Source organism: Bacillus sp. EKM501B (genome assembly GCF_011800505.1).
In the GTDB taxonomy this organism is placed as follows: Bacteria; Bacillota; Bacilli; order Bacillales; family Bacillaceae_G; genus Bacillus_A; species Bacillus_A cereus.
In genome coordinates, this window is sequence record NZ_JAALFZ010000003.1 from 280,333 (window position 1) to 305,733 (window position 25,401).

Here is a 25,401-nt window from a genome sequence, read left to right on the forward strand (position 1 = left end):
CTGTTTTACTTTTTAATCATATCATTCAAAGTCTGATCTCCCGTATTGTTCAAATGAGGATTTTTACTCATTTCACGTTTTAGCATATCGAGGCTTTGCGTATATTCTGTATCATTTAATGCGCCAGATTGAAGACCTTGAATTTGGGAAATCAACTTTTGGTCTGTTGATACATATGCTTTATAATAGCGAGGGACGATGGACAAAGCAGCTCTATATACTTGATCCGCTACGAGTTTTGGATCCGTTGTGTTTGCACGGTATACAACAAATACTTCATCATCGGTAACGAGCGTAGCAGCGTTTGTAACGTCAGGAAGTTTGACTGTCATGCTTGTAATCATTTCAGCGACTTTCTCACGGTTAATGGCCCCTACTTGTTTGTTAGACACTTCATGCTTTTGTTTAGATGAATAACCGACTCTCGTTAATCGTGTATTTGTATTTTCCGTATGATACATGTCGTTTTTGTTGGAAACAAGAACACGGCTTCCTTCTTCACGTTCCATTTCGGCTTTATTCGTTGATTGGCAGCCTGCAAATAAGGAAAGAGTGAGGAGAGAGAGTATAATTTGTTTTTTCACGATGTATCACCTCCTTCTCCATAGCATGCACTAATTTTCAATTTTTTGTATTTGAAATTGTTGGTTGTTATGCTTTGTGATACGATAAAAAGAAGAATGCTTAGAGAGGAAGTTAATGATGGAGCAAAAGCAAGAGATTCATGCTACGGTGAGCATTAATAATGTGCAGTACGAAGTAATTAAAAACTTTCGTGACGGTTTTAGTGAAGAAGCATTTAAAGAGCGCTATGCAGAAATTTTAAATAAATATGATTATATCGTTGGAGACTGGGGATATGAGCAACTTAGACTGCGCGGATTCTTTGATGATAGTAACCAGCGTGCGACATATGATACGAAAATTAGTACGTTAACGGAGTATTTATACGAGTACTGTAACTTCGGTTGTGCACACTTCGTATTGCGAAAAGTGAAGAAATAAAAAAATCCTCTTACGATTGTAAGAGGATTTTTTGCATTATAAACAAATCGAGATATAATCTCCTTGAGATAGTATTGTATTTGGTTTCATTTGTTGTCCGTTCAATTGAATATCTCCGTTTTTAATTTTATCCACAATGCGTGTACGGCTCCAGTCAGAAATATATGTGGATAAGGCTTTATCCATTCGGTGGGAACCGAAAACGATATCTAATACAATTGTAATTTCAGCTACGCCACTTTCTTTATGCTGTGTAATGGAAATAGTAGTAGTTGTTTCCGTTTGATCTTGCTGAGGCATATCGACTGTTTCCACATGATCAGTAAATGATTTATAAATACGCAGTTTTTGATTCCACGTATGATCTTTCGGACATTTATAAATGGCAAAGCGGTATATGTTTTTTCCGTTGGCGTTATGCCTACGAATATTTGTGTCGGTAAATAGGGTAGTGCGTCTGCAATTTTTACAATACTTTTCGATTGTGTTTTGTTCATTTTCATATAAACTCCAAGAAAGTTGTACTTTCTGCATTTTCCTTCACCTCTTATAGTAGTGGCAAAGGAACGTAATACAGCTATTTGGATGTCTTGTAGTATGAAGACATGAGAAAAAGACAAAAATAAAAGGAGGTTCCCTTAGGAACCTCCGTAAACATCATACTACAGATGCGTTACGTTCCTTTGTAATGGGAATGGGCAGACTACTCCCTTGAAAAAGCGTGGTGCTTTTTTGAGAGTAATGCTATCCAATTGCTGGTCCATTACAAAGTAAATGTTGGCATACGTAGATAACGTCCTTTCTATCCAAATAGATTTATTCTTAATTATAACATATTAGTTTGAAAATTAAAAATAATTACAATGAAAAAACACCAGCTAAAACAGCTGGTGCCTAAGATAAATTATATAAGTTCAAATAAAAATGAGCGTAGTTCTTCTGCAATTTCTTCAGTCATAGAAAATGCGTGCTCTAAGTAGCCTGGTTCGTTTAAATCGTCAGCGCCGATGATTGCAAATTTATTGCGCTGCATATCAAGGACAATTGTTTTACCGTAATGACGATCGGAGTATAATAGCGCTAAATCGTGACGCTCATTTTCTCCCATAAAGCTAACGAAACGAGTTTTTGTAGCGACAGTATCGTCGTACAGAAAGAAACGTTCTTCCATACACATGGCTCCTTTATTAAATATCTAAGTTTAAGTGTGGTTTATGATCTAAATGGTGATGCGTTTTAATGAATCGTACTGTTCTTGTTTTGTAACGCATTACGATAGAGTATGTTTCAGCTAAATCTCCACCAAGGAATTTAACACCGTCTAATAACTCACCAGCAGATACACCAGTTGCTGAGAAGATTGCATCATCCCCAGATACTAAGTCATCTAACATAAGAAGTTGACGAGGATCTTCTAATCCCATTTCACGACAACGAGCTTCTTCTTCTTCGTTCATTGGAACTAAACGAGCTTGCATTTCACCTTCAAGGCATTTTAATGCTGCTGCAGAAATAACACCTTCTGGAGCTCCGCCAATACCTACGAATAAGTCGATACCCGTTCCAGGTAGTGCTGTTGCGATTGACGCACCAACATCACCGTCACCAAATAATTTTACGCGTGCACCTTTTGCACGAACACGGTCAATAATATCTTGATGACGTTCACGTTCTTGAACGATAACTGTTAGATCGCGAATCTTTTTATTGTTAGCTTCTGCTACAATTTCAATTGTTTTTTCAATTGGATCATCTAAGCTAATTTTACCAGCTGCTTTTGGACCAACCGCGATTTTTTCCATGTACATATCAGGAGCATGAAGAAGGTTCCCTTTGTCTGCGATTGCAATAACTGCCATTGCATTTGCAAGACCTTTTGCAACGATGTTTGTACCTTCTAATGGATCAACGGCGATGTCTACTTCTGGACCGTTACCTGTTCCTAGTTCTTCACCAATATACAACATCGGTGCTTCATCAAGTTCTCCTTCACCAATTACAACTGTACCTGCCATGTTTACTGAATCGAACATATCACGCATTGCTGTAGTTGCTGCATCATCTGCTTCATTTTTCTTTCCGCGGCCCATCCACTGTGCGGATGCTAAGGCTGCTGCTTCTGTTACACGGACAATTTCTAGTGCGAGTTCACGTTCCAAGATTCCATTCCTCCAATTTCAAAAATCATACAAATATAACTATAACAAATAACGGAGAAAAGGTGAATTCGAAAAATTGTCGATTTTTTCAGAAGAAAGCGTTACAATTAAAATGTAAATGCTTTAATTTCCAGGTAGGTGACATTCATGTATTTTGTAGACAGAAAGAAAATAGAACAAATGCTAGTATGTTTAGAACGAGCAACAAGTACATTTCAAGAGAAAAAGATATATGAAACCGAGTTTGAATTTTACGCATTAGAGCGCATAGCCCATCTTATTATTGATTGTGTATTAGATGCCGGGAATGCGATGATTGATGGATTTATTATGCGCGATCCAGGAAGCTATGAAGATATTATTGATATTTTAATGGACGAGCGAGTGATAAGTGAAGAAGATGGACAAGGGATGAAAGAAATTATCCTTCTTCGAAAAATGCTTACGCAAGACTATATTCAAATGAATCATGATGAATTATATAAGACGATTCAAAAACATATTGCAGTGGTAGAGAAATACCCAGCAAATATTCGCAGTTATTTAGAAAAGGAATTAGGACCTGTATCTGCATTTGTACCAGAATAATTATGCTTATAAGATCCCCAGAGAATGCCTTTTGGGGATCTTATATTGTATGTGAGAAAGAAAAGGGAGAAGGGTGAAGTATGGGGGAAGCACGTACGACGAAAGACGAAATTGTACAATTGTTGAAAGTAAAGGGAGAGCACACGGTAGCTGAACTAGCTGACGTTTTAGAGATTACAGAAATGGCGATCCGAAGACATTTAAGTAATCTTGAGAAAGACGGACTCATTTATTCTAAGATGGTAAGGCAACATGTCGGAAGACCAACTTATTTGTATGGATTAAGTGAAAAGGGAGAAGATACATTCCCGAAAGAGTATAAGCAATTTGCGATTGATATGCTAGAAGATTTAGCTCGAATGGGTGATGAAAAAATACTTCGTTACGTTTTAAAAGAGAGAACGAAGCGAATGGAAGAACAGTTACAAAAGAGAGTGAGTAATCAAAAGAATTTAGCATATAAAGTGCAAGAGATAGCAGCTATGCAAGAGAAAAACGGTTATATGGTTCAAATAAAGAGAGATGGAGAGAATTCTTTCGTAATTGAAAAACAAAACTGTCCGTTAAAGGAAATTGCAGAGAGATTCCCGCAAGTATGTAAAGATGAAAAAGAGATGTATAAGCGTTTATTTGCAGGAGCAGATGTAAAGACGTTAGCAAATATGTGTGAGGGCGATTGTAGTTGTTCTTACCAAGTAAAAGAGAAAAAATGAACGTTATGGGGCGCTTTTAGGTAAAGCGTTTTTTTCTTTGGAAAAAGCGGGTAATATAAGAGTGGTATGATAAGGTGAGAACGTTAGCATAGAAGGAGAGACATAATCGATGTATAAAGGTTACTTAATTGACTTAGACGGTACGATGTATCGCGGGGAAGAACAAATTGAAGAGGCAAGCGACTTCGTAAAAGCATTAGGAGAGCGCGGCATTCCTTATTTATTCGTTACGAATAACTCAACGCGTAAACCAGAACAAGTGGCAGAAAAACTTGTTCGTTTCGATATTCCAGCGAAAGCAGAGCAAGTATTCACAACGAGTATGGCGACTGCGAACTTCATTTATGAACGTAAACAAGACGCAACTGTATATATGATTGGTGAAGAAGGCTTACACGATGCACTTGTGGAAAAAGGATTTGAACTTGTGGATGAAAATCCTGATTTCGTTGTTGTTGGTTTAGATCGTGACATCACATATGAAAAGTTAGCAAAAGCGTGTCTTGCTGTGCGTAACGGCGCAACGTTTATTTCCACAAATGGAGACATTGCCATTCCGACTGAGCGCGGATTATTACCAGGTAACGGCTCATTAACATCAGTTGTAGCAGTATCAACAGGTGTGGATCCAATCTTTATCGGAAAACCAGAATCAATCATTATGGAACAAGCTTTAAAAGTACTTGGCATAGAAAAAAAAGAAGCATTAATGGTTGGGGATAACTACGATACAGACATTTTAGCAGGAATAAATGCTGGCATGCATACCCTTCTTGTCCACACTGGAGTCACAACTGTGGAGAAGTTAACAGAATACGAAGTACAACCAACGCAAGTTGTGCATAACTTGACGGAGTGGATTGAGAAGATGTAATGAAATGCAGGTAACCGAAGAGGTTACCTGTTTTTTATGCATAATTGCATATGTACTATAGGTATATAGAATGTAAAATTTAAATGTATTGATATAAAGGAGGGATAAGAATGTACTGGATGTCATGTATTATGCTTGTTTTTACATTATGTGTTTTGTTCTTTGTTCTATGGAAAATATATAAAATAAATGAAATGAAAAAAAGCGCAGGAAAACTTATTGCAATGTATCCTCGGGTGAAAAGACGTTGGATTGCATTACTTGGACCAGCATATTTCATTGGACAATGTATGTATATATATGCTCAGTACGTAAGTGGCGATATTGATACAGTTGAACAGTTTTTTATTCAGCTAGGTATTCATGCTGTAGCAAGTTGTTTTATGACTTTAATAGCTATACACCTTATTAAAAGTGTACAAATATATGAAAAAGGTGTAATAGATGGATTAAACTTTTATTCATATGAAGAATTGAAAGGCTATAAAACATCAACATGGGAAAATCCAAAAGAAAATATATTTTTATATCGTGGGCGAGAAAAAATGAATGACAATGTGAATTTACTTATTAGACAGGAAGATATGAACGAATTAGAAAGCATTCTTCAAAGATATATTCCGAAATTAATGATGAAATAAAAAAACTCCGGTTTTAACAACCGGAGTTTTTTATTAGAACGCACGATTCACAACGTCTTTAACCTCTTCAAGATATTGTTTACGCACACTGTCATCCACAGAAGGAACACTTGTATAGAATGTATGCTCAATTGTTTCAATGCCTGTAAATTCAAAAATACCAACATCCGCTGTTTTCTTCATTGCATCAAACATGCCGCCTGCTGTGTATGCCTCTTTCGTATTACCCATTGTAGATAATAACAATCCTTTTTTACCGCTTAATAACTTTTCAATACCGTTTTCACCGTAAGCATAAGCAAATCCATGGCTAAACACACGGTCAACGTATCCTTTTAAAATAGCAGGAAGTCCCGCCCACCAAACTGGATAAATAAATGTAATGCTGTCAGCCCAAGAGATATGCTCTTGTTCTTCTTTAATATCTTCTGGTGTATTTCCTTTAGAAAATGAGATGAAATCGGAAGCGCCTAATACTGGATTAAAGTTTAATTCGTATAGATCGCGAACGCGTACTTCGTGACCTTTTCCTTCTAATTCACTTTTTACCGTTTCTAAAATCGCATGGTTGAAGCTTTCTGTATTCGGGTGTGCATAAACGATTACATGTTTCATTTTTCTTCCTCCTATTTGTGGATATGTGAATAGTTATTTGTATATCTGTAACTATTATGGTTACTACCTTTATAGAAGTCAAGTAATACATATGTATGTATAAAAAGACGCCCGAAAATCGCCTTTTTATACCCCGCTCATACAAAGTACAAAAAAGACAAATAAAATAATGACAATACCAATGCCGAAGTTAAATACGAGAGTACTATCCATATATGTAGCCTCCTTGTTTGAAAGTAAAAAGCACTCTAGTTAAGAGTGCTTTTTTATTTTGAATCTACTTTATAACTTTTAGAAAGTGATTCATGCGTGTAATGATTTACATTATTTTATGTATTTATACTTTGAAATGAGTAAGTCCTTGTTGGATATAGAAAAAAAGACACTCGTGGAGTGTCTTTTAAGATGACAAAATGTGCCAATTGCTTGAGGTTGATAAGACGCTAATTTCCGTGTTAACGCCTTTTCTTTAATCAAGAAGTGTAGCAACAGCGATTCAAATAGATTGTACCATTTGTTTAATTGTGGTGCGTATGCAATTGTGCATATTATGATCATGAGGTAGGTAATGAACTGTGAATAATTTGAAGTGATTTATTTACGATTTCTTCTGCGGCATATATGCCGATTGCGTCTGTTTTTAAAATATGAGGTTGTAAGTTATCATGCATTGCCCCTAACTCACCATGAAGTGGTGCGAAGGCATGGTTCGCCTTTTCAAGCATGCATAAATCAAGTAAAGAATCCCCAGCTGTAATAATCGTATCTATTTGCAAAATTTCTTTTATATATTGCACGGCGTCCCATTTGTTAATTGGTTTTGGTACAAAGTATAGCTTTCTACCTTGAAGTGAATGATTCCAGCCTTGTTTGTCTAACCAGGAAGTGAAGGATGATAATTCATCATAAGGAATGTTCTCCCGTTTAATAATGCAATAATGGAATAGATCATCAGCTGTTTTTTGTGATATAACCCAATCTTTATGAGCTATTTGTCCAAATTCCTTTAGTATGTCGTTTCCCTCTATACATTCAAACGATAGTCTTTCTTTTACTATCCTGTTCCAAGTACCATCTTGTTTACCGTTATGAAGGATATTACCGCCGTTACTTGTAATGGCGTATTCGGGAATGATTTCGTCTTGGAATAAAGAAATACGCTGAAACTGCTCAATAGTTCTTGTTGTAACTGGGATGAAATGTGAGTGCAGTTGCAATTTTTTTAGTAGTGAAATGGTTTTATGTGATATGAAAGAAATTTCTTTCCCATCTAAAGTTTCAATGAGTTGAATTGATTCATCTTCTATAGGGGCACGAAACGATTTCCGGGAATAAATAAGCGTCTGATCAAGATCACTGGCGAAAATCATATCGTTTCCCTCTTAAGAGGCTTAATGAGCCCGCAACATGAATAAGCCATATTCTCATAGATTTCAATAGGGACATTCTTTTCTTTAGCAAGAAGTAAAATATGCTTTAAATCGGGATTGTTTTGCTTACGTATTAAAATTTTCCACGGTATTCTCCGGAGTAATACGCGAGTTGTTTCACCGACTCCTGGTTTAATTAAGTTAATATCGTCAATTTCAAAGTGATTTTGGATAGACTGTATATCTTTTAATCCTTGCCAAGAGGGATCAGTGTAAGTTGAAGTAATATAACGTAATTGATTATCTATATGAGAATGAACAGAAGGGAATAAATCTGTTACCTCATCAACGAAGAAATTTGATAAGTCTTCTTGCTCTAGCTCTTTATAATATTTAACACCATGAAAATCATTTGGACCGATATAGGTGTCATTTAGTACAGTGCGGCTAATGAGTCCAGAGACTGTTGCATTTAAGCAAGCGCTAGGAATAAGAAAATCTTCACGTGTACCGTAAATTGAAGTACAGTAACCGGGATCAGCAAGCACAGCCATACAATGAGAAATGTGTGTATTATTTCGTTCGTTAAATGTGTGTACTGCATATTCTAATTCTTTTTTTATTGCACCTTTTCCAGTCCACCCATCAATGAATTGAATTGTTTCTTTAGGGTGATGTTCCAAAATATAATGGAGTGCATTTTCATCAATACCGCGTCCGCGAACAATAGAAATACAATAGTGAGGTACGTCAAGGTTGTATTGATAGCGTATGTAGCGTTTGATAAGAATGCCAATAGGTGTACCAGCACGAGCTAATGAAACGAGGACAAGGTTAGTTCCTTTAGTTTGTATAATCTGTTCGGCGACAACTCCAACAGCGATGGCTAGTTTGTGTTTGTATTGTTGCAGGGAAGAAAAGAATAAATCCATATACGCTTTAGAGGGTTTATATTCCATTGGTAACATTTCGGAATAATGTGTGCCAGCTTGAATTGCTTGTTCTCTAGTTTCCGTGGAACTTTCTTTCATTAAATCACTAATATCTTTTAATAGAAAAATAGCATCATTTGGATTGTAACTACTAATATGAGAATTTACTTTTACCATAATTATCAACCTTCCTTTTCTATGCTATTTGAAAATGAGACGATATGAATAAAAGGAATAACTGTTTGTAACTGCTGTAGAAGAGGAGATAGGGCTTCTTCCCCTAAATCACGCTCAATGAAAACAAATACTTCATCGTAATCATGAGGTGAAATATTATAAAAGTAATTTGTAATAGTAGAATCTTCAGGACTTGGATATGAGAAATGATTATGAATGGCGTAGTTCACATCATTTGAAACAGAATGGATAGGGCTTCTTGTTGTAGATTGATATAAAATATTTTCACCCATTTCAGCAGCAATTTTCATTGGGATATACATAAATTCACCCGTTCCGAGACAGAGTGTTCGTTTTCCAATTCTTTCTCTTTTTAAAGTTTTTCCTGCTTCTTGGGCGAAAGAATGAATGTGCTTTTGTTCATATGCTGAAATGCCAAATCGCCCAGTATATTTTATATAATTTGATGTATAGGGTGATTTTAGGCAGGTAAGGGTATGTTTTTTGAAACCAGGTTTTGTTTCTTCAATTTGAATCTCTTTTTTTGCAATATTTAATGGTTGGCCAGTTGTATGAATACTGCCTTCTAATAAAGAAATAACATGAACCTTAATTTGAAGTTCTTCTTCTAATTGTTTAAATTGTTTTCTATTAGTATGAGAACGCCAGTCTAACAAAGAAGCAATTATATATTCTTCTCGTGGGAATTTATTTTGAATAGATCTAATAATATTTAATGCTGTTTTTCCTGTTGTCATCTCATCATCTACGAGAACAATTGGATTGTTGTTTTGAAAAAAGCTTTCATCTACATAACAACGGTGTGATGTTGCATGAGAATGTTCTTCCTCAAATGTAATGACAGATTCTAGGTGGGGTATCGATTCCCTAGTTGTATGTACATACTTTGCATTTTGAAAGCATTGAAACATAGAATGACCAAGTGATGTCGCTGTTTCAGCGAATCCGATGAACAAAACTTCTTCTTGCAGAGGATATTGATAACGAAATACTTCCTCTGGGATTTCATCAATTTCTAATGAAATGAGATTTAAAATTTCTTTTTGAAATGGATGAGAAATATTATGTAGTATTTCCATATATCTTGCAGCGAGAGCAACTCCACTTGATAGAGAGACTGCAGGTTTAATAGGAAGATGCTTTCCAAGGATTGTACTCACAAATAAAAAACTACGTTTCTTATTTATTCTCGCAGCCATTTGAAAAAGATTGTCTAGCGCTAAATTATATGGATTATCACGTACTTCTACATGAACTTGTATATTATTTAAAACGTTATACGTGTTGCTTTGCGTTTGTAATAAGGAGATCGGTGAATTGTTTGTTTTCATGTAGCACCCCGTAAATATTAGATTTTAAAATGGTTTTGCGAGCCCACCCATAATGAGGTTTTACTTCATTCATTTTGTTAGAAAAACTGCTTTTTAGCACTCCATTATACGTATCTGCATTTTGTAAAATTAATCTCGCATCTAAATAATCTTCCATTGTGACAATGTGCATTGCCTGTACAACTTTAATATGAGATGGGTGAATAACTGTCTTTCCGATTAAGCCATTTGCATGGTCAAGTGATACCTCTTGAATAAGCCCTTCTTCATGATCATTAGAAAAATATTCCCATACACATCCTGAAATAATATATTCATTTGTTGCCCTTGAGAAAACGTTAATAATGTCTGAAATACAATCACGGACAACAGTAATATGATAGATAGGTGTGTATTTATTACGCCGAATACTAAATATACTTGAAAAATCAGTAGCACCAATACGTACATTTAAGATGTAATCGTGATAAGAATCTAGTAAATCCTTTATTTGTAATAATGATTCTGCCCGTGTTTCCTTATACATAATTTCGGGTGATTCTAAAATCGGCATGCCATATAGCGATAATGAGTATAACTCGTTTATATATGCAAGCTGATCGATATAAGTCTTTCCGTTAATCGGTGTGAATTTTGGAAAGACAAAACCACATAAACAATGAACGGCACTACCTAATTCAGTAACAATTTTCTTCATTTGACTTGGCTGTCGAACTCTAATAAAAAGGAGTGGGATGTCTGCTTGATTTAGTATGTTGGCACTGACTAAGTTAGCGATTTGCTGTATTTGAACGACGATGTTTTGCTCTGCAAGTTTTACTTCCTCATCGCTGATAGCGTCCTCTAGACAAAGAATAATTGAGATAGCATCCACATGTTTCCTTCTAATTATATCTTCCGCAATCGTTTCTTTCGTGCCAGGAGTATATAGTGTAGCGCCTAGTGCGTAAGCTAGTTGTTCTTTTCCTATATTTTTTGAAAAACTAAGAGGTTCTTTATAGAAAAAATTTTGCCGTTCTTCTGAGGAGAGATAAGAAAAGTAATTCAAATTGTCACCACCTTATTTATAATGATTCTGTTTAATCGTAACATAATAAGAAAAATCTTCCATAAAAATGAAGCAAGAAATTAAAAAATATATTGAGAAAGATGAATTATAAGATGAATATCGAATATTGTTAATAGAAATATAATAGGGGGAAAGAGAAAGTGGATATACATAAATTAACAGAGGTAGAAGCAAATGAGATAAATACTTGGACGTACGAGGAACCATATAATTTATATAGTTTTTCAGGCGAGAAAGAAGTAATGGAAGAGCTATTAGATGGAACGTATTATGGCTGTTGTGATGATCAAGGAGACCTCATCGGTTATTTTTGTTTTGGAGCAAATGCACAAGTACCAGGTGGAAGAGATGCTCATTTATATGGTGGAGAAGATGTGATTGATATTGGACTTGGCATGAAGCCGGCGTTAACTGGGAAAGGAATGGGGAAAGAATTCTTCCAAGCTGGAATAGCGTTTGCCACGAAAGAGTTTAATGCAAAAATGTTTCGATTAAGCGTAGCGACATTTAATACAAGAGCGATTACGTTATATAAAAATATCGGATTTAAGCAAGGGCCTATTTTTTTGAGTCGCGGAAGAGAATTTATGCTGATGGAATATGAAAGACCGTCAGCATGAACCTGACGGCCTAGAAAACACTATTATTCTGAGTGCTCAGCTCGGTGTGCTAAACGGCTTGAAGCAGCGGCAGCGATTCCGCCAACGATATCATCAAGGAACGTGTGCACCTTTCCAGTTGATTTATCATTTAAGTATTCTAAAATACCAGGTTTTAATTTATCAATATATCCAAAGTTCGTGAAACCGATAGAGCCGTACACATTCACGATAGAAAGTGCGATAACTTCATCAATTCCGTATAAGCCTTCGTCACGTTTTACAATATCTTGTAACGGTTCACTTAGCATTCCCTTTTCAGCAAGGACATCAAGCTCGATACCAGTAATCAGTGCGTTTTGTACTTCACGTTTTGATAGTACACGTTCTACATTGTAACGGCATTCTGACATCTCTAAATTTGGATGATATTTTTTTTGAAGAAAATGAACAAGTTCAGCAATATCGTCAATTGTTACACCGCGTTCTTGTAATAGTTTTAATGCTCTTTCTTGTAGTTGATTTGATTCTTTCATGTTTATCACCTTTTTTTCTTTTTAGTATTTGTATACGTTTCGTTGCTTTATCATGTGCATAGGAATGAAAGGCGAGCACAAGCTCATATATATAAAGAAAAACCATAGGTGGCGACTGCGATGATTCAGCATATTTATGAGCATTATCACATGCATGTTAAAGAATTAATCCCCCTTGGCCCCTATAAAAGCTTTTGGATTCGCAACAAAATTTATGTACTTGTTCCAATTGGAGAAATGGAGGAAGAAGTACTTGTAGAGATGAAAAAGCTCAGTGATTATATGAACCAGCAAGGGGATATAACTGTAGCGACTTTCGTTCCGACTATACACGGCTACTATGTAAGTGAGATAGAAGAACAAAATTATTGCTTATTAAAAGGTATGCGCACGTTAGAACGACATGCTATGTCATTAGGAAGTGAGCTTTCTATATTCCATAAACGAGGTGCATTCTTTCCAGAAGAAATTGAGCAATTAAGCCGAATTGGTGAATGGAAAGCGTTATGGGAAAAAAGGCTCGATCAATTAGAAAAGTTTTGGCAATCACAAGTGATGAACCACCCTTCAGATGTATTCGATCAATTGTTTATTGAATCCTTCCCGTATTACTTAGGAGTTGCAGAAAATGCCATTCAATATGTTGTCGATACAGAAATGGATGATACGCCGCAACTAACGGATGCAGCAACAATTTGCCAAGAACGATTCACACCTTTATTATGGCATCAAACGAAGCGGCTCAAACTCCCTTTTGATTGGGTGTATGATCACCCGAGTCGAGATATTGCAGAATGGATCCGCCATATGACGATAGAAAAAAAGAAAGACTGGGAGCAAACAATCGTTCAATTTGTTACAGATTATGAACGGAATTATTCGCTATCCTCATTTGGCTGGCGCTTATTATTTGCAAGGCTCCTGTTCCCGCTTCACTATTTTGAAACGGTCGAACGATATTACCAAACTGGAAACGAAGAACAAAAAAGCATATATAGAGATCGCTTAGAAGCCATTTTACACGATGTGAACCGCTCAGAGCAATTTATGAAGCATTTTTATGGCTCACTTCGTTTACCAGTAGATAAGCTTGGGATTAGAAAATTAGATTGGTTATCTTAAAAATATAAAAAAGAGACCGAGTGAGGTCTCTTTTTTATATACCACAATTTTATGTAATACATTATGCCCCTACCTGCTGATCTGTACATATATTTAAAACGAATTGATGCCTTTCGAGCTTTTCATTTACTTTACCCAATAATTCTTGCTGGATTTCTTTAAATAAAAATTGATAGCTTGTATTCCACGTTGGTATAGCGGATGAAAGGCCTAATAAATACTCTTTTTTCTTTTCTAGTTCTTGAATTGTTAAAAAAGTGTTCCCCATTTTTGGCATGTGTCGTCCCCCTATGTTTTTTACTTTATATGTGTGAACGATTCACTATATAGTATTAATTATCGCATTTTTTGAGAGGGATTTCCAATTTTGTTTTATGATGTTAACGGATAAATGTGATTTGAATAAAAAAAGGAGACCAAATTTGGTCTCCTTTTAGCAAGTGACTTTGAACGAGCCGCTTCCGCTTTTAATTAAAATACTTGTTCTACTTCGATAACGCCTGGTACTTCTTCAAGTAACGCGCGCTCGATACCAGCTTTTAGTGTGATTGTAGAACTTGGGCAGCTTCCGCATGCACCCATAAGGCGTAGTTTTACGATACCTTCTTCAATGTCTACTAATTCAACGTCTCCGCCATCGCGAAGTAAGAATGGACGTAATTTATCTAATACTTCTAATACTTGTTCTTGCATATGTGGGTTTTCCATTTTTATCGACTCCTTTCATCAGTTTTATTATAATCAAGATAGAGGGGAAAATCTATTTTTTCTCTTCTTGTTTTATTGTCGAAATTTTGTATCGTGTTTTTTCAGTATAGGGGTATGGAATAAGTTTGTAAAATGATGTGCTTATGTAATAAGACATCTGAATATACTGTTGGGACAAGAAGTGGGGGAGAAGAAATGGTTAATGTTCAAGTGTATGGGACGAAAGTAATTTGTGCGAGCTGCGTTGGAATGCCATCTTCAACAGAAACGTTTGAGTGGTTACAAGCGGCAATTGGTCGTAAATATGAAGGACAAGAAAATAAATTTAATTTCGAGTATATTGATTTCCAAGAAGAACAAGAAGATGCGGATAAAAAAGCATTCGCAGAGCGCGTAGTGGAAGAAGATTTATTTTATCCGGTCGTTCTTGTAAATGGAGAAATTGTTGGAGAAGGAAATCCTCGTTTGAAGGATGTTTACGAAGAAATCGAGAAATATTTATAAAACAAGAAGTCTTTGCGAATTTGCAAAGGCTTTTTTTATTGGAGGGATAGATATGAAAAATGGAGTGAAGCATGCGTTACCAACGGAAGTAGAGCAGTTAATGGAGCGGTACACAGTAGAATTAAAAGAAATTTTTTTGGATGAAAAAATAGTCGGGGTATATATTTACGGATCCATCGCACTAGGTGCATTTCATAAGGAAACGAGCGATGTTGATTTTGTTACAGTGATAAATGATTCCGTGAATGAAGCTGAAAAACAGCAGCTTGTGGAACTACATAAGAAACTTAGTGATAATATGCTAGGTAAAAGAATGGACGGTATGTATATTCCGCTTGCTGACTTAGGGAAATACAATGATGAAATGAACGAGTACGTGTATTGTGCAGATGGTAAAGCTAATGTTGGTCATTGGGACATTAATGCGGTCACATGGTGGACGTTGAAAAATCAAGGCATTACAGTTACCGGAAAAGAAGCAGAAGATCTTCCGCTGCAAATACAATGGAATGATGTAGTAAATACGATGAAATACAACGTAGAACAGTACTGGAGTGAAAAGGCGAAGAAGCCATATTTATTTTTTATAGAAGAGTGGGTAGAATCAGCTGTCGTTACGATGGGACGTATTTTATATACACTAAATCATAAAACAATCGTTTCAAAAGATAGAGGCTTGCAATACTTGTCAGAACGTTCAGCGGAAGAATGGGAGCTTTTATTAAAAGAAGTAGCGAGAATACGGCAGAACCCAAAAGAAAAGCGAATGCTCTCAAGGTGGAGAAGGGCAGATATGACGAAGAGGTACTTACTGCATTTAATTGAGATGTGTAGAGAGAAATGGTAGGGAAGAAAATGGACAATACAGTGGGGTGTATTGTCTTTTTTATTTTGTAGTAGATAGAAAAGTATTTACAAGTATTGTGTGGAGGAAAAATAATAGAAAAAAATATGCGCATGGGGGAAGATGATGAGTAAATATAAATTACATATAGATAAAGAACAACTATGGAAAGGCTGCGTTTTAAATTCGATTGCCCATGCAATTAATGTAGCGCATTGTCCAGATTTCTCACATGAAAGTTCATGGGATGGATTTAACTATAGTATGCAAGATAGCCAAGGCGGACAAGGGGCAATTACGTTTCATCCGAATTACACGATTGTATGTCTTCAAGATGTGAATAGTGAGAGAATGGATGAGTGGATTGATGCGAAAAGTTATTTTGAAGGGGCACCTTCGGAAGTAATAGATATTGCGAAAGAAGAAGCACTTCAATACGTATTAGAAGAAGTAGAAGGCGAAACAGTTCCTTTTATTACAACTGCATTTTGGATTGAGGATAGTGGTGCGTATTCAATTGATTCATTTGAAGAGATGGAAGAGCACGGTGGATTCTTATTAGAAATTCCATTACTTGATACAGAATCAGCAATGGAAAGACTGGAAGAAGAGTATGAACTGACAGAGGAACAAATAGAGCTTTTACAACTCGTGTATGAGAAAAAAATCCAAAGGCCAAATGAGGAAATTAAGTTGTCTAAAGAAGAAGTAGCAATGATTGGAACGGAAGATAGCGAAGGATTGGAAGCTAGTAAGGAGTCATTTGCAGAAATGAATATTACTTGGGAGTTGTAGGATAGGATATAAAATTGTGATAAAGGACTAGTAGAAAGAACAATGTGAAATTACATTGCACTTTCTACTAGTTTTTTCATATACATATCAACTTCGTGAAAGAATATGGGCTCTTTTTCCTTAGTATTCAGATGCACGGTGCAATGTAAATATTGCTGTAAGTAGCGATTAGCTTGTTCGTACTGTTTTAATTTGTAGAAAGAAAAACAGGTAAGAAGTAGAAACGCTTTTTCTTCTAATATTGGAACGACAGCTAGTACCGGAGTAATGGAATGTATATTTATTTCCACTAAATTTTCATAAGATGTCCATGTTTGAAACCAGTCGAAAATAGTAGAAAGGTAATTCGGAATGTTGATAGTTTCATGTGAAACATTATGCAATAGCTGGTTCTGTTTGATATGTATAGGCTCTATTCTCGTTTGTAGAATGCAATCGAATATTGAAATGTTTTCTTTTATTTGTAATTGGTGCGTAATAAGCTGCGGGAGACCGATAGGGTGGACTCCTATATTTATATAAAAGTCATCTCCAAACTGGCTTTTTTGTATGTTAATGAGCTTATAAAATCCGTTTTCAGCTTTGAAAAATGTATGTCTTTTTTTCTTAAAGCCGAGTGGTTTTAAAGTGGCGTGTAAATTTGTAATAAAATCTTGCTCCTTTTTAGAGCCAGGCTTATTCTTCGTCATATTCATAAGTAGTTAAGTTTTGTAAGAAACTTTCAAAGTTAGGTGCTAATTCAATAATTTCCTCAAACTCATTATCGATAAATATAACTGGAGGATTTTCAGCTACATTTCGATAGTCTAATGCAATCCATGTATGTCCATCACCAGATAAAAGTATGATATTCTCAGGCATTTCCCATTCTCGAATTAAATAGCGGCTCTCTAAAATACTAGATTCATTTTCATCAAAAGAAATACCATATAAACCAGATACATTAACGTGATCGTCTGCCCAAGAATTTGGCTTTGAAGTAGGGTGAACATCGAGACGAAGAGTTCCCCCATTTTGTTCTTTTAGAAGGTTTATATATGATTCTGGAAGCTTTACGTTCAGTACTTCTTCTGCTTTTTTGATTAGTTCATCGTTAATGGGTGCTAGTTTTAAATAGTCATCGTCTGCCCAAATTGTACTCTTCATATTCGATCACCTCAAATAATAGTTTTAAGAATCTTATGTCATATATTATAGTTAGTTTAGATAACATGCAATAGAGGGAGGGACGGAGTATGGATGTGTATGAATACCTCGATCACGTAAATTCTAAAGAAGATTTATTAAAATTTCTTGTATACCTCCAAAAGGATTTTAAAGTGAATAGAGATGAATGGGAGAATGTAGAGGTAGAGACTTATTTAGAGGCATTAAATAGTTGGTTAGGTTCTTGTGAATCGGTTTATATAAATCAAGGAGAGAAGTTTCCAGAAAATATTTCATGGAAGTTTATTGCTCAAATGTTACTTGCGGCAGCTCATTATGAATAAAATTAGATTTTTAAAAGATAGAATGGAGAAGATATCTTGATTAACCATAATAAAATTAAACAACTTTTAGCACATGTAGATCGTGCTGATGATAATGAAATTGAGCTAGAGTATGAATCTGAACCTATGACGATAGAATTGTTTAATAGTGAAGAAATAGAAGAAGGGCAACTTGGTTATAGTTTTGATGAAGAAGGACAAAGCTTAGTCGGGAATGAAGAAGGAGATTGGAAAGAAGGATGGATTGTAATAGGGATAGATTCATATCTTGGAGACCCGATTTTTGTAGATAGTAATGATGAGAACTGTCCAGTTTATACAGCTATGCACGGTGAGGGAGAATGGGAGCCGGAATGTATAGCGGAGCGTATAGAAGATATTATTGAGAAAGTGAAGGGGAATGTGCGAGAAATAAAATAGTATTTCAATGTGATTAAGAGGGAGGAAATGTAGTATATATTCACTAAAAAAGATGTATAAAAATGATTTTGATGCATCCTTTTTAGTGAATATATAAAATAATTAACTTAGTGTATTAAATATATGATACATGATTATTTTAATATATTTAAAAGTAAAATGAAATAAGAAACGGATAATTGTCGGAATATATTCGATTTCCGTTCATTTTTATGAAATATGTGTACTTTTTGTTAGATTCCTTCATTTTGTGCATATACAATAAATGTATATAGAAATAAGAAAAGGATGATGTACGTGAAGGACACTGTTTTAAAAGAAACGATTTCTCCACAAGAATTACATAAAGTTGTTCAAAAGAATACAGCTTATTATGACTTTAAGTGGGGGAAAGTAGAAAATCCAGCGCAAGGGAATACATGGAATTGGGTAGCCTTTTTCTTCCCAACTTTTTGGTTAGCTTATCGAAAAATGTATAAGTTATTTATTATATTTGCGTTATTGGCTATACCTAGTATATTTATACCCCCTTTTATAGATATTCCAGATGGGATTTATGTAACATTTAGTTTAGCTCTTCAATTAGGAATGATGATATTTACTGGATGGCAAGGAAACCGTTTATATTATAAGCATGCTGTTCGTGTTTTTCGTAAGGGAGAAGATGCGTCTGATCATGAGAAGGCGTATTTCTTACAATCAAAGGGTGGCGTGAGTATTGCTGGTATGATTGGTTTACAGATTATAGTCGGGATTGTGTTTGGGTTAGCTGCGTTCGGGCTGTCCTTTTTACCAACTGAACCGAATATTAAAAACGTTGTTCGTTCAAGTGGTGAAGGGGTTACGTTAGAGATTATGACTGATAATCCAACTTGGAAGTTTGTGAAGAAAGAAAAAGATTATGACGTAGTAGAGTTTACTGGTTATGATTATACAGAGAAGAAAAACGTGAAAATTAAATTTGCTGTTTATTTCGATGAAGATTATTTCGAGTGGCAAGAGGTATATGAAAATAATAAGAAGTTAAGTGAAGAAGAAGTGGAAGAATATCAAATTTACATTGAAGAAAATAATTTGGGTTTCTAGAGAGAACTCGTTCATTTTGAAAAGAAGAATCTTGTGAAGGTTCTTCTTTTGTTTATTAGGGGGAGAGAAATGATTTCAGCATGGATAGAAGCTCTAATAGGATCTATTAGTTTAAGTACGGGTTTACACACGAAAAAGATTGATGTTAACATACGTTACTTGCAGCAGTATGAATGGTTTCGAATGATATATGAAGACGAGAAGTATCGAAAGTTATTTATTACGAACTACAAAGTTCGCTCATATTTACAAAGTAAGCTAAGAGTTCGATTGCTCGTAAAAAATAAAAATGCACAACGAAGATTTTTAAAATTAGTAGAAGAGCAAATAGAAAAACGGCATACAAATTGAAATTTTGTAAAATACAATAAAAAATGAGAATTTGAGGTAGGGTTGTCAATAACGTGAGACTATGGCACTATAAAGAAATGCTATACAAATTTTATTTATCGAGATGTAAACATCAATTTTGATTTTTACGTATAAATAATGAACGGAGGAAATGAATTTATGGCTACTTTACCAAATTGTCCAAAATGTAATTCAGAATATACGTATGAGGATGGCGTTCTTTTCGTATGTCCAGAATGTGCTCATGAGTGGGGCCAAGAAGCAGAAGCTGAAAATAATGATGGTGCAAAAGTTGTAAAAGATGCGAACGGAAACGTTCTTCAAGATGGCGACGCTGTTACTGTTATTAAAGATTTAAAAGTAAAAGGAACTTCTTCAGTTGTGAAGATCGGTACGAAAGTAAAGAGTATCCGTCTAGTTGATGGCGATCACGATATCGATTGCAAAATCGACGGTTTCGGAGCTATGAAGTTAAAATCACAGTTCGTTAAGAAGGCGTAAGTAAATAGAAGAGGAGGCGAATAGCCTCCTCTTTTTATTATGTCACTTTTTGTCGGTAAATCGATATTTCGTACAAAATCGTTGATATATTCTGAGTTATGATAGATATATTTGAAAAATCGTTGATATATTGCAAGTTATGATAGATATATTGAAAAAATCGTTAATATAATTTCACTCACCGAGAACGATGCATCATTTACTGAGCGAAAGTTACGATTTACCTCGCATCATAGTCAACCTCTTTCAACTGACATCGCTTATTAAAGAACGTTTTATATCCAAGCTGTAAAAAGATAATGACAGCAAAGGCAGTACTTCCAGAAATACCGAGTATGATGGCGATTTGATATTGAATGGCTGTGAATGGTGATACACCGGATAATATTTGACCAGTCATCATGCCTGGTAAGCTTATAATTCCCATTCCGACCATAGAATTAATTGTTGGTAAAATAGCAGAGTCAAAAGCGTCTCGAATGAGCGGAGCAGCTGCTTCTTTCGGTGTTGCGCCGAGCATAAGTGCACCTTCAATTTGACCTCTTTGCGATTTCATATTGTTTAAGAACGTATTTGCACCAAGAGAAACACCAGTCATGGCATTCCCAACTAACATTCCTGTAATAGGGACGATATATTGCGGAGCATACCAAGGGTCATGACCGATAATAACAAAGATAAATAGTAGAAGTGGCCCAATTGATCCGGCAATCATGGAAAGGGCGGCTACTCGTTTTAATTCTTTAGACATTGGGATGTTAACCCGTTTATAAATATTAAAAATTGCAAAGGTAGTAATAGAAGTGATGAGAGCGATTGTATAAAATGGATTACTGTTTTCAAATACGTATGTAAGGACATATGCAACAAGTACGAGCTGAATCGTCATACGGAATGTTGCGAGCGCGATTTGTTTTTCGCGAGGTATTCCTTTTAATTTTACAAGTCCAATTAAAATAAGAATGAAAATATAGGCAGCTGCAAGTTGCCAAATTTGGAGTTCAATAACGCCCTTCAACTGAGAGCACTTCCTTTCTAGTTGCACCCTTTGTTTTGCTAATTTCAATAATATCGTCTGCAATTTCTTCTGGAAGTTGTTGCGAGTGTGTGATGAAGATAACTGTTTTTTTCTTTTTTCGTGCTAGTTCAGTAAATTGTTTCATAACGCGGCGTTCTGTATCACTGTCTAATGCTGAAGTGGGTTCATCTAATAAATAGACAGGCGGATCCATAAGTACGATACGTGCAAAGGCAAGTCTTTGTTTTTCACCGCCGGATAATGAGGAGGTGCTATCTTCTAATTGCTTGTCTAAGCTAACGGTTTGTAATGCACTCCGCAGGGCATCATCATTTGGAAATGGTTTTTCAGAAAGACGAAGTCCCATTAATAGGTTGTCTTTAACGGTTCCATCAAAAATAGGTGGAGTTTGCCCAAGCATAACTACGTCCCGACGTAATTGAATAGGGTAATAATCAGAAATTAACTTTCCGTTATATTCAATTGTACCGGATGTTGGGGATTGTAAATCGTTTAACATGCGAAGTAATGTGCTTTTTCCGCTTCCGCTTTCACCGATAATACAAGTAATCTTTTCTTTTTGAATCTGTAAATAAGGAATGTGTAGTATATCTTTATATATAACGTCTTTTAATATAAACATAAATCGCTCCTTTCTGATTCTAGTTATATCGTATCAAAAAAAGAGGGGAAAATGGTTATAACGAACAACGTTTTTTCTTCGTCTTGAGTTTTATTAATAAGTTAAGTAAACGATCTAATTCTTGGCTGAAAGAAATCACTTTATCATGAGTGAATCCGTATCGTTCAACGAGATAGATTAGCTCTTTCTTTTTTGCTTCTATTCGATTGTTTAGTTTCGATAAGTTCATAAGTGGAATGTAATGCCTCCTACAAAAGTATTTATCACATAAAAAATAAGACCGAATGAATTCGGTCTTAAAGGAAGTAATAAAACAACTTACAAATAGCATACAATGTTTATCAATATTTTTTAATATAAAAATGAAAAATAAATCATTATAAATATTGAGAAAGATGTGTCTGATAATTTTTAAAAACTGATGCAAAGAGGCTGCCTACATCGTAGACAGCCTGTAAAGTATTAACCTTTATGATATTTGTACATCCAAAGAAGACCAGATTTTAATAATCTCGGTACACGTCCCATTAATGGTTGGTTTGCTAGTAAACCAAAGCCGTGCTTCTTACCAAGAGATCCTAGAACACCTTTTAATTTAATAACAGGTAGTTCATCCGGGAGTGGTTCATTATTCCAACGTTTTAATAATATTTGGACAATTTGTTCTCCTTGACCTTCAGCCAGTTGGGCAGATGGTGCATGTGGAAGTGCTGCGCAATCTCCTACAACGTAAACATGATCGTTATTTGGAATATTATGATATTTAGTTAAGACAACCCGTCCGCTACCATCTTGTTCAACTGGAAGGTTTCGAACAACTTCATTTGCTTGAATACCAGCTGTCCAGACGATTGCATCACATTCAAGTGGTTCATCGTGGTTGTACACAATATTTGGTTCTACTTTTGTAATGTTAGAGTTTCGTATAATGTTAACTTTATGCTTTACAAACCATTCTTCTACGTATCTACTTAATTTCTCTGGATATGGGAATAAAATTCTATCTTTTCGATCAAATAAATAGATTTTTAAATCAGAACGGCTTTCACGAAGTTCACTTGCTACTTCAACGCCACTTAAGCCAGCACCAACGACAGCTACTGTTGCATTTGGTTCTAGACTATTTAATTGTTCATATGTCTTACGTGTTTGTTCAATTGATTGTAGACTATGTGTATATTCTCTAGCTCCAGGAACGTTATGATATTTATCTTCACAGCCAAGTCCGATAATTAAATCATCATATTGGATCGCTTCGCCGCCATCAAGATGAACAGCTTTTTCTTCGAGGTCAATATTTGTTACTGTGCCGTATTGAATATTGAGGCGTGGGTGTTCAGGAAACGGTATACGAATATGCGTTTCTGAAATAGTACCCGCAACTAATGCATAATATTCAGTTTTGAAGCAATGATATGGTACTTTGTCGATTAATGTCACTTGTACATCATCTGGAAGTTGGTTGCTTGGAAGTAGCCTTTGCAGAATTCTCATTCCACCGTAGCCGCCACCTAGTATTACGAGGTGTTTCATGATGGATTACCCCTTTTCTGTTGAAATATCCCCTAATCATAAAATTTTATATTAATAAAATATTTTGACTTTACTCAATCAAATTATATCGAATTTGTGAACAAATAACAATGCATGAATGAATACTCTGTTGTACAATAAGAAGAAAAGTAAACTGTTTTTCTTTTTAAGTTACTCTTTCATTGTAAGTAGCATGTTATATAGAAGAAATCATCTACTTTGAAGTGAAGTAATGAAGTAACTAAATAGTTTAGACTGTGTAACGAAAACAACAAGAAACAGCTTAGTTTTCTTCTTATAGATAAAGTGAAAAGGTAATTTGTTTTGTAGTACAGGGGGGAGAATTTTGATTAAACCATTAATTGAATTTTGTGTAGGTAACCTTGCAAGTGGTTCACAAGCAGCTCTAGAAAAATTAGAAAAAGATCCGAATTTAGATGTAATGGAGTATGGTTGTTTAGGATATTGTGGCATTTGTTTTGAAGGACCATTTGCACTTGTAAATGGTGAAGTTGTACAAGGTGCAACAGTAGAAGAGCTTGTTAATAATGTATATGAGTATTTGGATGAAAATCCAATGTTTTAAGGTGTTGCGAATTAGCAGCACCTTTTTCATTAGATAAAACTTTATTTCGTGGGGAAGACTAATACTCAGTATTAGTCTTCCCCAATCGAAAATAGTAGGATAAATAAAAAAAGGCCCTTTTTAGAAGGGCTTTTTTCTTACACAAATTGTGTAAGAGTGGCTCATCGCCAAACGTTGTCAAATATGAGAAACGGGGGACATTCATATTGTGTTCTAAAAGCATGCATTTTATACTTAACATAACAAATTATTTTTGGAGTGAATATAAATGAGCCAATTTTCTTTTACAAAAATGCATGGTCTTGGCAATAGTTATATATATGTAAATATGTTTGAAGAGCAAATTCCTGAAGAAGATTTAGCCCTTGTGGCCGAAAAGGTTTCAAATATTAATACTGGTATTGGAGCAGACGGGATGATTTTAATTTGCCCTTCAGACGTAGCTCCGGTGAAGATGCGTATGTTTAATAATGATGGTTCTGAAGGAAAGAGCTGTGGTAACGGTTTACGCTGCGTAGCGAAATATGCGTATGAGCATAAACTAGTAGAAGAAACAGTTTTCACAATTGAAACGTTAGCTGGTATTGTAACGGCTGAAGTAACAGTAGAAGATGGTGTCGTGACATTAGCAAAAATCGATATGGGAGCACCTCGTCTAACACGTGCAGAAATACCGATGCTTGGTGAAGGTGAAACACCATTTATTCGTGAAAACTTCTTATACAATAATCATCGTTATGCATTTACAGCTGTTTCAATGGGAAATCCGCATGCGGTTATTTTTGTTGATGATGTAGAAAAAGCACCTCTTACAACACTTGGACCAGTTCTCGAGACACATGAAATGTTCCCAGAGCGAGTGAATGTTGAGTTTATCGAAATTTTGAATAATGACGAGATGAACTTCCGCGTTTGGGAACGTGGATCTGGTGTAACGCAAGCTTGCGGAACAGGAGCGTGCGCTGCAGTTGTAGCTGCTATTTTAAATGGAAAGATGGAACGTGGTAAGGAAATTACAGTCCATTTAGCTGGCGGCGATTTAATGATTGCGTGGACTGAAGAAGGAAACGTGTTGATGAAAGGACCTGCGGAAGTAATTTGCCGCGGAGTGTATGAGTACAAGATAGAAGCGTAAAGATGTATAATGGACTAAGAACAGAAAGGAAGGTG

35 protein-coding genes are annotated in these 25,401 nt (G+C 35.5%); 17 read left to right on the plus strand and 18 right to left on the minus strand.

Going from position 1 to position 25,401, the window contains the following annotated elements:
- Positions 1–5 precede the first annotated feature (5 nt).
- Positions 6–584 (minus strand): YhcN/YlaJ family sporulation lipoprotein, encoded by a 579-nt coding sequence (locus HFD78_RS10510; protein ID WP_000744038.1) that lies wholly within the window; start codon positions 582–584, stop codon positions 6–8.
- Positions 585–702: 118 nt separating this feature from the next.
- On the opposite strand from HFD78_RS10510, the gene HFD78_RS10515 reads away from it, so the two are divergent.
- Positions 703–1,005 (plus strand): YutD family protein, encoded by a 303-nt coding sequence (locus HFD78_RS10515; RefSeq protein ID WP_000435943.1) that lies wholly within the window; start codon positions 703–705, stop codon positions 1,003–1,005.
- Positions 1,006–1,041: 36 nt separating this feature from the next.
- Here HFD78_RS10515 and HFD78_RS10520 read toward each other — a convergent pair whose 3' ends face one another.
- The 3 genes from HFD78_RS10520 to glpX form a co-directional block, all read right to left on the minus strand.
- On the minus strand, positions 1,042–1,539 hold the full coding sequence (locus tag HFD78_RS10520) for a cytoplasmic protein (protein WP_098255164.1): 498 nt from the start codon (positions 1,537–1,539) through the stop codon (positions 1,042–1,044).
- A gap of 370 nt (positions 1,540–1,909) precedes the next feature.
- Positions 1,910–2,176: a DUF3055 domain-containing protein gene (locus HFD78_RS10525; protein ID WP_000392606.1), complete on the minus strand. Its 267-nt coding sequence runs from the start codon at positions 2,174–2,176 to the stop codon at positions 1,910–1,912.
- Positions 2,177–2,192: 16 nt separating this feature from the next.
- Positions 2,193–3,164 (minus strand): class II fructose-bisphosphatase, encoded by a 972-nt coding sequence (gene glpX / locus HFD78_RS10530; protein ID WP_000439090.1) that lies wholly within the window; start codon positions 3,162–3,164, stop codon positions 2,193–2,195.
- Between the two features lie 147 nt (positions 3,165–3,311).
- Between glpX and HFD78_RS10535 the strand changes: the two genes are divergently transcribed.
- The 4 genes from HFD78_RS10535 to HFD78_RS10550 all read left to right on the plus strand — a co-directional run bounded on the left by HFD78_RS10535 (position 3,312) and on the right by HFD78_RS10550 (position 5,980).
- A complete protein-coding gene (locus HFD78_RS10535; RefSeq protein ID WP_000273999.1) occupies positions 3,312–3,752 on the plus strand; it encodes a DUF86 domain-containing protein in 441 nt (146 codons plus the stop codon).
- 80 nt (positions 3,753–3,832) lie between these two features.
- On the plus strand, positions 3,833–4,465 hold the full coding sequence (locus HFD78_RS10540; RefSeq protein WP_000503350.1) for a helix-turn-helix transcriptional regulator: 633 nt from the start codon (positions 3,833–3,835) through the stop codon (positions 4,463–4,465).
- A 109-nt stretch (positions 4,466–4,574) separates the two neighbouring features.
- Positions 4,575–5,339 carry a TIGR01457 family HAD-type hydrolase gene (locus HFD78_RS10545; protein ID WP_000276465.1) on the plus strand — a complete coding sequence of 255 codons (765 nt, stop codon included), beginning with the start codon at positions 4,575–4,577 and terminating at the stop codon, positions 5,337–5,339.
- A 110-nt stretch (positions 5,340–5,449) separates the two neighbouring features.
- On the plus strand, positions 5,450–5,980 hold the full coding sequence (locus HFD78_RS10550; protein ID WP_000289910.1) for a hypothetical protein: 531 nt from the start codon (positions 5,450–5,452) through the stop codon (positions 5,978–5,980).
- A 33-nt stretch (positions 5,981–6,013) separates the two neighbouring features.
- Here HFD78_RS10550 and HFD78_RS10555 read toward each other — a convergent pair whose 3' ends face one another.
- The 5 genes from HFD78_RS10555 to HFD78_RS10575 form a co-directional block, all read right to left on the minus strand.
- The gene (locus HFD78_RS10555; RefSeq protein ID WP_000683436.1) at positions 6,014–6,595 is read right to left on the minus strand and encodes an NAD(P)H-dependent oxidoreductase; all 582 of its coding nucleotides are present in this window, start codon (positions 6,593–6,595) and stop codon (positions 6,014–6,016) included.
- 554 nt (positions 6,596–7,149) lie between these two features.
- The gene (locus tag HFD78_RS10560; RefSeq protein ID WP_000575383.1) at positions 7,150–7,965 is read right to left on the minus strand and encodes an HAD family hydrolase; all 816 of its coding nucleotides are present in this window, start codon (positions 7,963–7,965) and stop codon (positions 7,150–7,152) included.
- Positions 7,962–9,074 (minus strand): cysteine protease StiP family protein, encoded by a 1,113-nt coding sequence (locus HFD78_RS10565; protein ID WP_000241504.1) that lies wholly within the window; start codon positions 9,072–9,074, stop codon positions 7,962–7,964. Before HFD78_RS10565 ends, HFD78_RS10560 begins: the two co-directional genes overlap by 4 nt.
- A gap of 5 nt (positions 9,075–9,079) precedes the next feature.
- Positions 9,080–10,426 carry a phosphoribosyltransferase family protein gene (locus HFD78_RS10570; protein ID WP_000856303.1) on the minus strand — a complete coding sequence of 449 codons (1,347 nt, stop codon included), beginning with the start codon at positions 10,424–10,426 and terminating at the stop codon, positions 9,080–9,082.
- Entirely contained in the window at positions 10,371–11,474 is a 1,104-nt protein-coding gene (locus HFD78_RS10575) for an HpcH/HpaI aldolase/citrate lyase family protein (protein ID WP_001106091.1), read from the minus strand. Before HFD78_RS10575 ends, HFD78_RS10570 begins: the two co-directional genes overlap by 56 nt.
- A gap of 161 nt (positions 11,475–11,635) precedes the next feature.
- Here HFD78_RS10575 and HFD78_RS10580 point away from each other — a divergent pair, with 161 nt between their 5' ends.
- Positions 11,636–12,115 (plus strand): GNAT family N-acetyltransferase, encoded by a 480-nt coding sequence (locus tag HFD78_RS10580; protein WP_000351155.1) that lies wholly within the window; start codon positions 11,636–11,638, stop codon positions 12,113–12,115.
- A 23-nt stretch (positions 12,116–12,138) separates the two neighbouring features.
- Here HFD78_RS10580 and HFD78_RS10585 read toward each other — a convergent pair whose 3' ends face one another.
- Positions 12,139–12,630, minus strand: a complete 492-nt coding sequence (locus HFD78_RS10585) for a phosphatidylglycerophosphatase A family protein (RefSeq protein ID WP_000665094.1) — start codon at positions 12,628–12,630, stop codon at positions 12,139–12,141.
- A 120-nt stretch (positions 12,631–12,750) separates the two neighbouring features.
- On the opposite strand from HFD78_RS10585, the gene yutH reads away from it, so the two are divergent.
- Complete coding sequence (gene yutH / locus HFD78_RS10590; RefSeq protein WP_000614218.1) at positions 12,751–13,752, plus strand: spore coat putative kinase YutH; 1,002 nt, start codon at positions 12,751–12,753, stop codon at positions 13,750–13,752.
- Positions 13,753–13,813: 61 nt separating this feature from the next.
- Here yutH and HFD78_RS10595 read toward each other — a convergent pair whose 3' ends face one another.
- Both HFD78_RS10595 and HFD78_RS10600 read right to left on the minus strand, forming a co-directional pair.
- On the minus strand, positions 13,814–14,029 hold the full coding sequence (locus HFD78_RS10595; protein ID WP_001125495.1) for a hypothetical protein: 216 nt from the start codon (positions 14,027–14,029) through the stop codon (positions 13,814–13,816).
- Between the two features lie 194 nt (positions 14,030–14,223).
- On the minus strand, positions 14,224–14,460 hold the full coding sequence (locus HFD78_RS10600; protein WP_000431159.1) for a NifU family protein: 237 nt from the start codon (positions 14,458–14,460) through the stop codon (positions 14,224–14,226).
- A 195-nt stretch (positions 14,461–14,655) separates the two neighbouring features.
- Between HFD78_RS10600 and HFD78_RS10605 the strand changes: the two genes are divergently transcribed.
- From HFD78_RS10605 to HFD78_RS10615, 3 genes are all read left to right on the plus strand, one after another.
- Complete coding sequence (locus HFD78_RS10605; protein WP_000248588.1) at positions 14,656–14,964, plus strand: YuzD family protein; 309 nt, start codon at positions 14,656–14,658, stop codon at positions 14,962–14,964.
- A gap of 52 nt (positions 14,965–15,016) precedes the next feature.
- Positions 15,017–15,811 (plus strand): nucleotidyltransferase domain-containing protein, encoded by a 795-nt coding sequence (locus HFD78_RS10610; RefSeq protein ID WP_002196985.1) that lies wholly within the window; start codon positions 15,017–15,019, stop codon positions 15,809–15,811.
- Positions 15,812–15,934: 123 nt separating this feature from the next.
- Positions 15,935–16,603, plus strand: coding sequence for a hypothetical protein (locus HFD78_RS10615; protein ID WP_000049687.1), 669 nt, complete (start codon positions 15,935–15,937; stop codon positions 16,601–16,603).
- A gap of 50 nt (positions 16,604–16,653) precedes the next feature.
- Here HFD78_RS10615 and HFD78_RS10620 read toward each other — a convergent pair whose 3' ends face one another.
- Entirely contained in the window at positions 16,654–17,292 is a 639-nt protein-coding gene (locus tag HFD78_RS10620) for a DUF4304 domain-containing protein (RefSeq protein ID WP_033667190.1), read from the minus strand.
- A complete protein-coding gene (locus HFD78_RS10625) occupies positions 17,279–17,749 on the minus strand; it encodes an SMI1/KNR4 family protein (protein ID WP_000843107.1) in 471 nt (156 codons plus the stop codon). The genes HFD78_RS10620 and HFD78_RS10625 overlap by 14 nt, the downstream gene beginning before the upstream one ends.
- 89 nt (positions 17,750–17,838) lie before the next feature.
- Between HFD78_RS10625 and HFD78_RS10630 the strand changes: the two genes are divergently transcribed.
- From HFD78_RS10630 to phnA, 5 genes are all read left to right on the plus strand, one after another.
- Positions 17,839–18,093: a DUF7660 family protein gene (locus HFD78_RS10630; RefSeq protein ID WP_000383681.1), complete on the plus strand. Its 255-nt coding sequence runs from the start codon at positions 17,839–17,841 to the stop codon at positions 18,091–18,093.
- A gap of 36 nt (positions 18,094–18,129) precedes the next feature.
- A complete protein-coding gene (locus HFD78_RS10635) occupies positions 18,130–18,513 on the plus strand; it encodes a hypothetical protein (RefSeq protein WP_000607080.1) in 384 nt (127 codons plus the stop codon).
- Between the two features lie 288 nt (positions 18,514–18,801).
- Complete coding sequence (locus tag HFD78_RS10640) at positions 18,802–19,599, plus strand: DUF2628 domain-containing protein (RefSeq protein WP_114159709.1); 798 nt, start codon at positions 18,802–18,804, stop codon at positions 19,597–19,599.
- Positions 19,600–19,668: 69 nt separating this feature from the next.
- Positions 19,669–19,950, plus strand: coding sequence for a hypothetical protein (locus HFD78_RS10645; RefSeq protein ID WP_116291562.1), 282 nt, complete (start codon positions 19,669–19,671; stop codon positions 19,948–19,950).
- 159 nt (positions 19,951–20,109) lie between these two features.
- Positions 20,110–20,451: an alkylphosphonate utilization operon protein PhnA gene (gene phnA / locus HFD78_RS10650; RefSeq protein WP_000212737.1), complete on the plus strand. Its 342-nt coding sequence runs from the start codon at positions 20,110–20,112 to the stop codon at positions 20,449–20,451.
- Positions 20,452–20,671: 220 nt separating this feature from the next.
- Here phnA and HFD78_RS10655 read toward each other — a convergent pair whose 3' ends face one another.
- From HFD78_RS10655 to HFD78_RS10670, 4 genes are all read right to left on the minus strand, one after another.
- The gene (locus HFD78_RS10655) at positions 20,672–21,469 is read right to left on the minus strand and encodes an ABC transporter permease (protein WP_000679246.1); all 798 of its coding nucleotides are present in this window, start codon (positions 21,467–21,469) and stop codon (positions 20,672–20,674) included.
- Positions 21,453–22,112, minus strand: coding sequence for an ABC transporter ATP-binding protein (locus tag HFD78_RS10660; protein ID WP_000470265.1), 660 nt, complete (start codon positions 22,110–22,112; stop codon positions 21,453–21,455). The genes HFD78_RS10655 and HFD78_RS10660 overlap by 17 nt, the downstream gene beginning before the upstream one ends.
- A gap of 55 nt (positions 22,113–22,167) precedes the next feature.
- Entirely contained in the window at positions 22,168–22,341 is a 174-nt protein-coding gene (locus tag HFD78_RS10665; RefSeq protein WP_001054089.1) for an aspartyl-phosphate phosphatase Spo0E family protein, read from the minus strand.
- A 233-nt stretch (positions 22,342–22,574) separates the two neighbouring features.
- Positions 22,575–23,645: an NAD(P)/FAD-dependent oxidoreductase gene (locus tag HFD78_RS10670; RefSeq protein WP_000682077.1), complete on the minus strand. Its 1,071-nt coding sequence runs from the start codon at positions 23,643–23,645 to the stop codon at positions 22,575–22,577.
- 346 nt (positions 23,646–23,991) lie between these two features.
- Here HFD78_RS10670 and HFD78_RS10675 point away from each other — a divergent pair, with 346 nt between their 5' ends.
- Together HFD78_RS10675 and dapF are read left to right on the plus strand one after the other, a co-directional pair.
- The gene (locus HFD78_RS10675) at positions 23,992–24,231 is read left to right on the plus strand and encodes a YuzB family protein (RefSeq protein ID WP_000595026.1); all 240 of its coding nucleotides are present in this window, start codon (positions 23,992–23,994) and stop codon (positions 24,229–24,231) included.
- Positions 24,232–24,499: 268 nt separating this feature from the next.
- Entirely contained in the window at positions 24,500–25,366 is an 867-nt protein-coding gene (dapF, locus tag HFD78_RS10680; RefSeq protein WP_000077397.1) for a diaminopimelate epimerase, read from the plus strand.
- Positions 25,367–25,401: the final 35 nt, after the last annotated feature.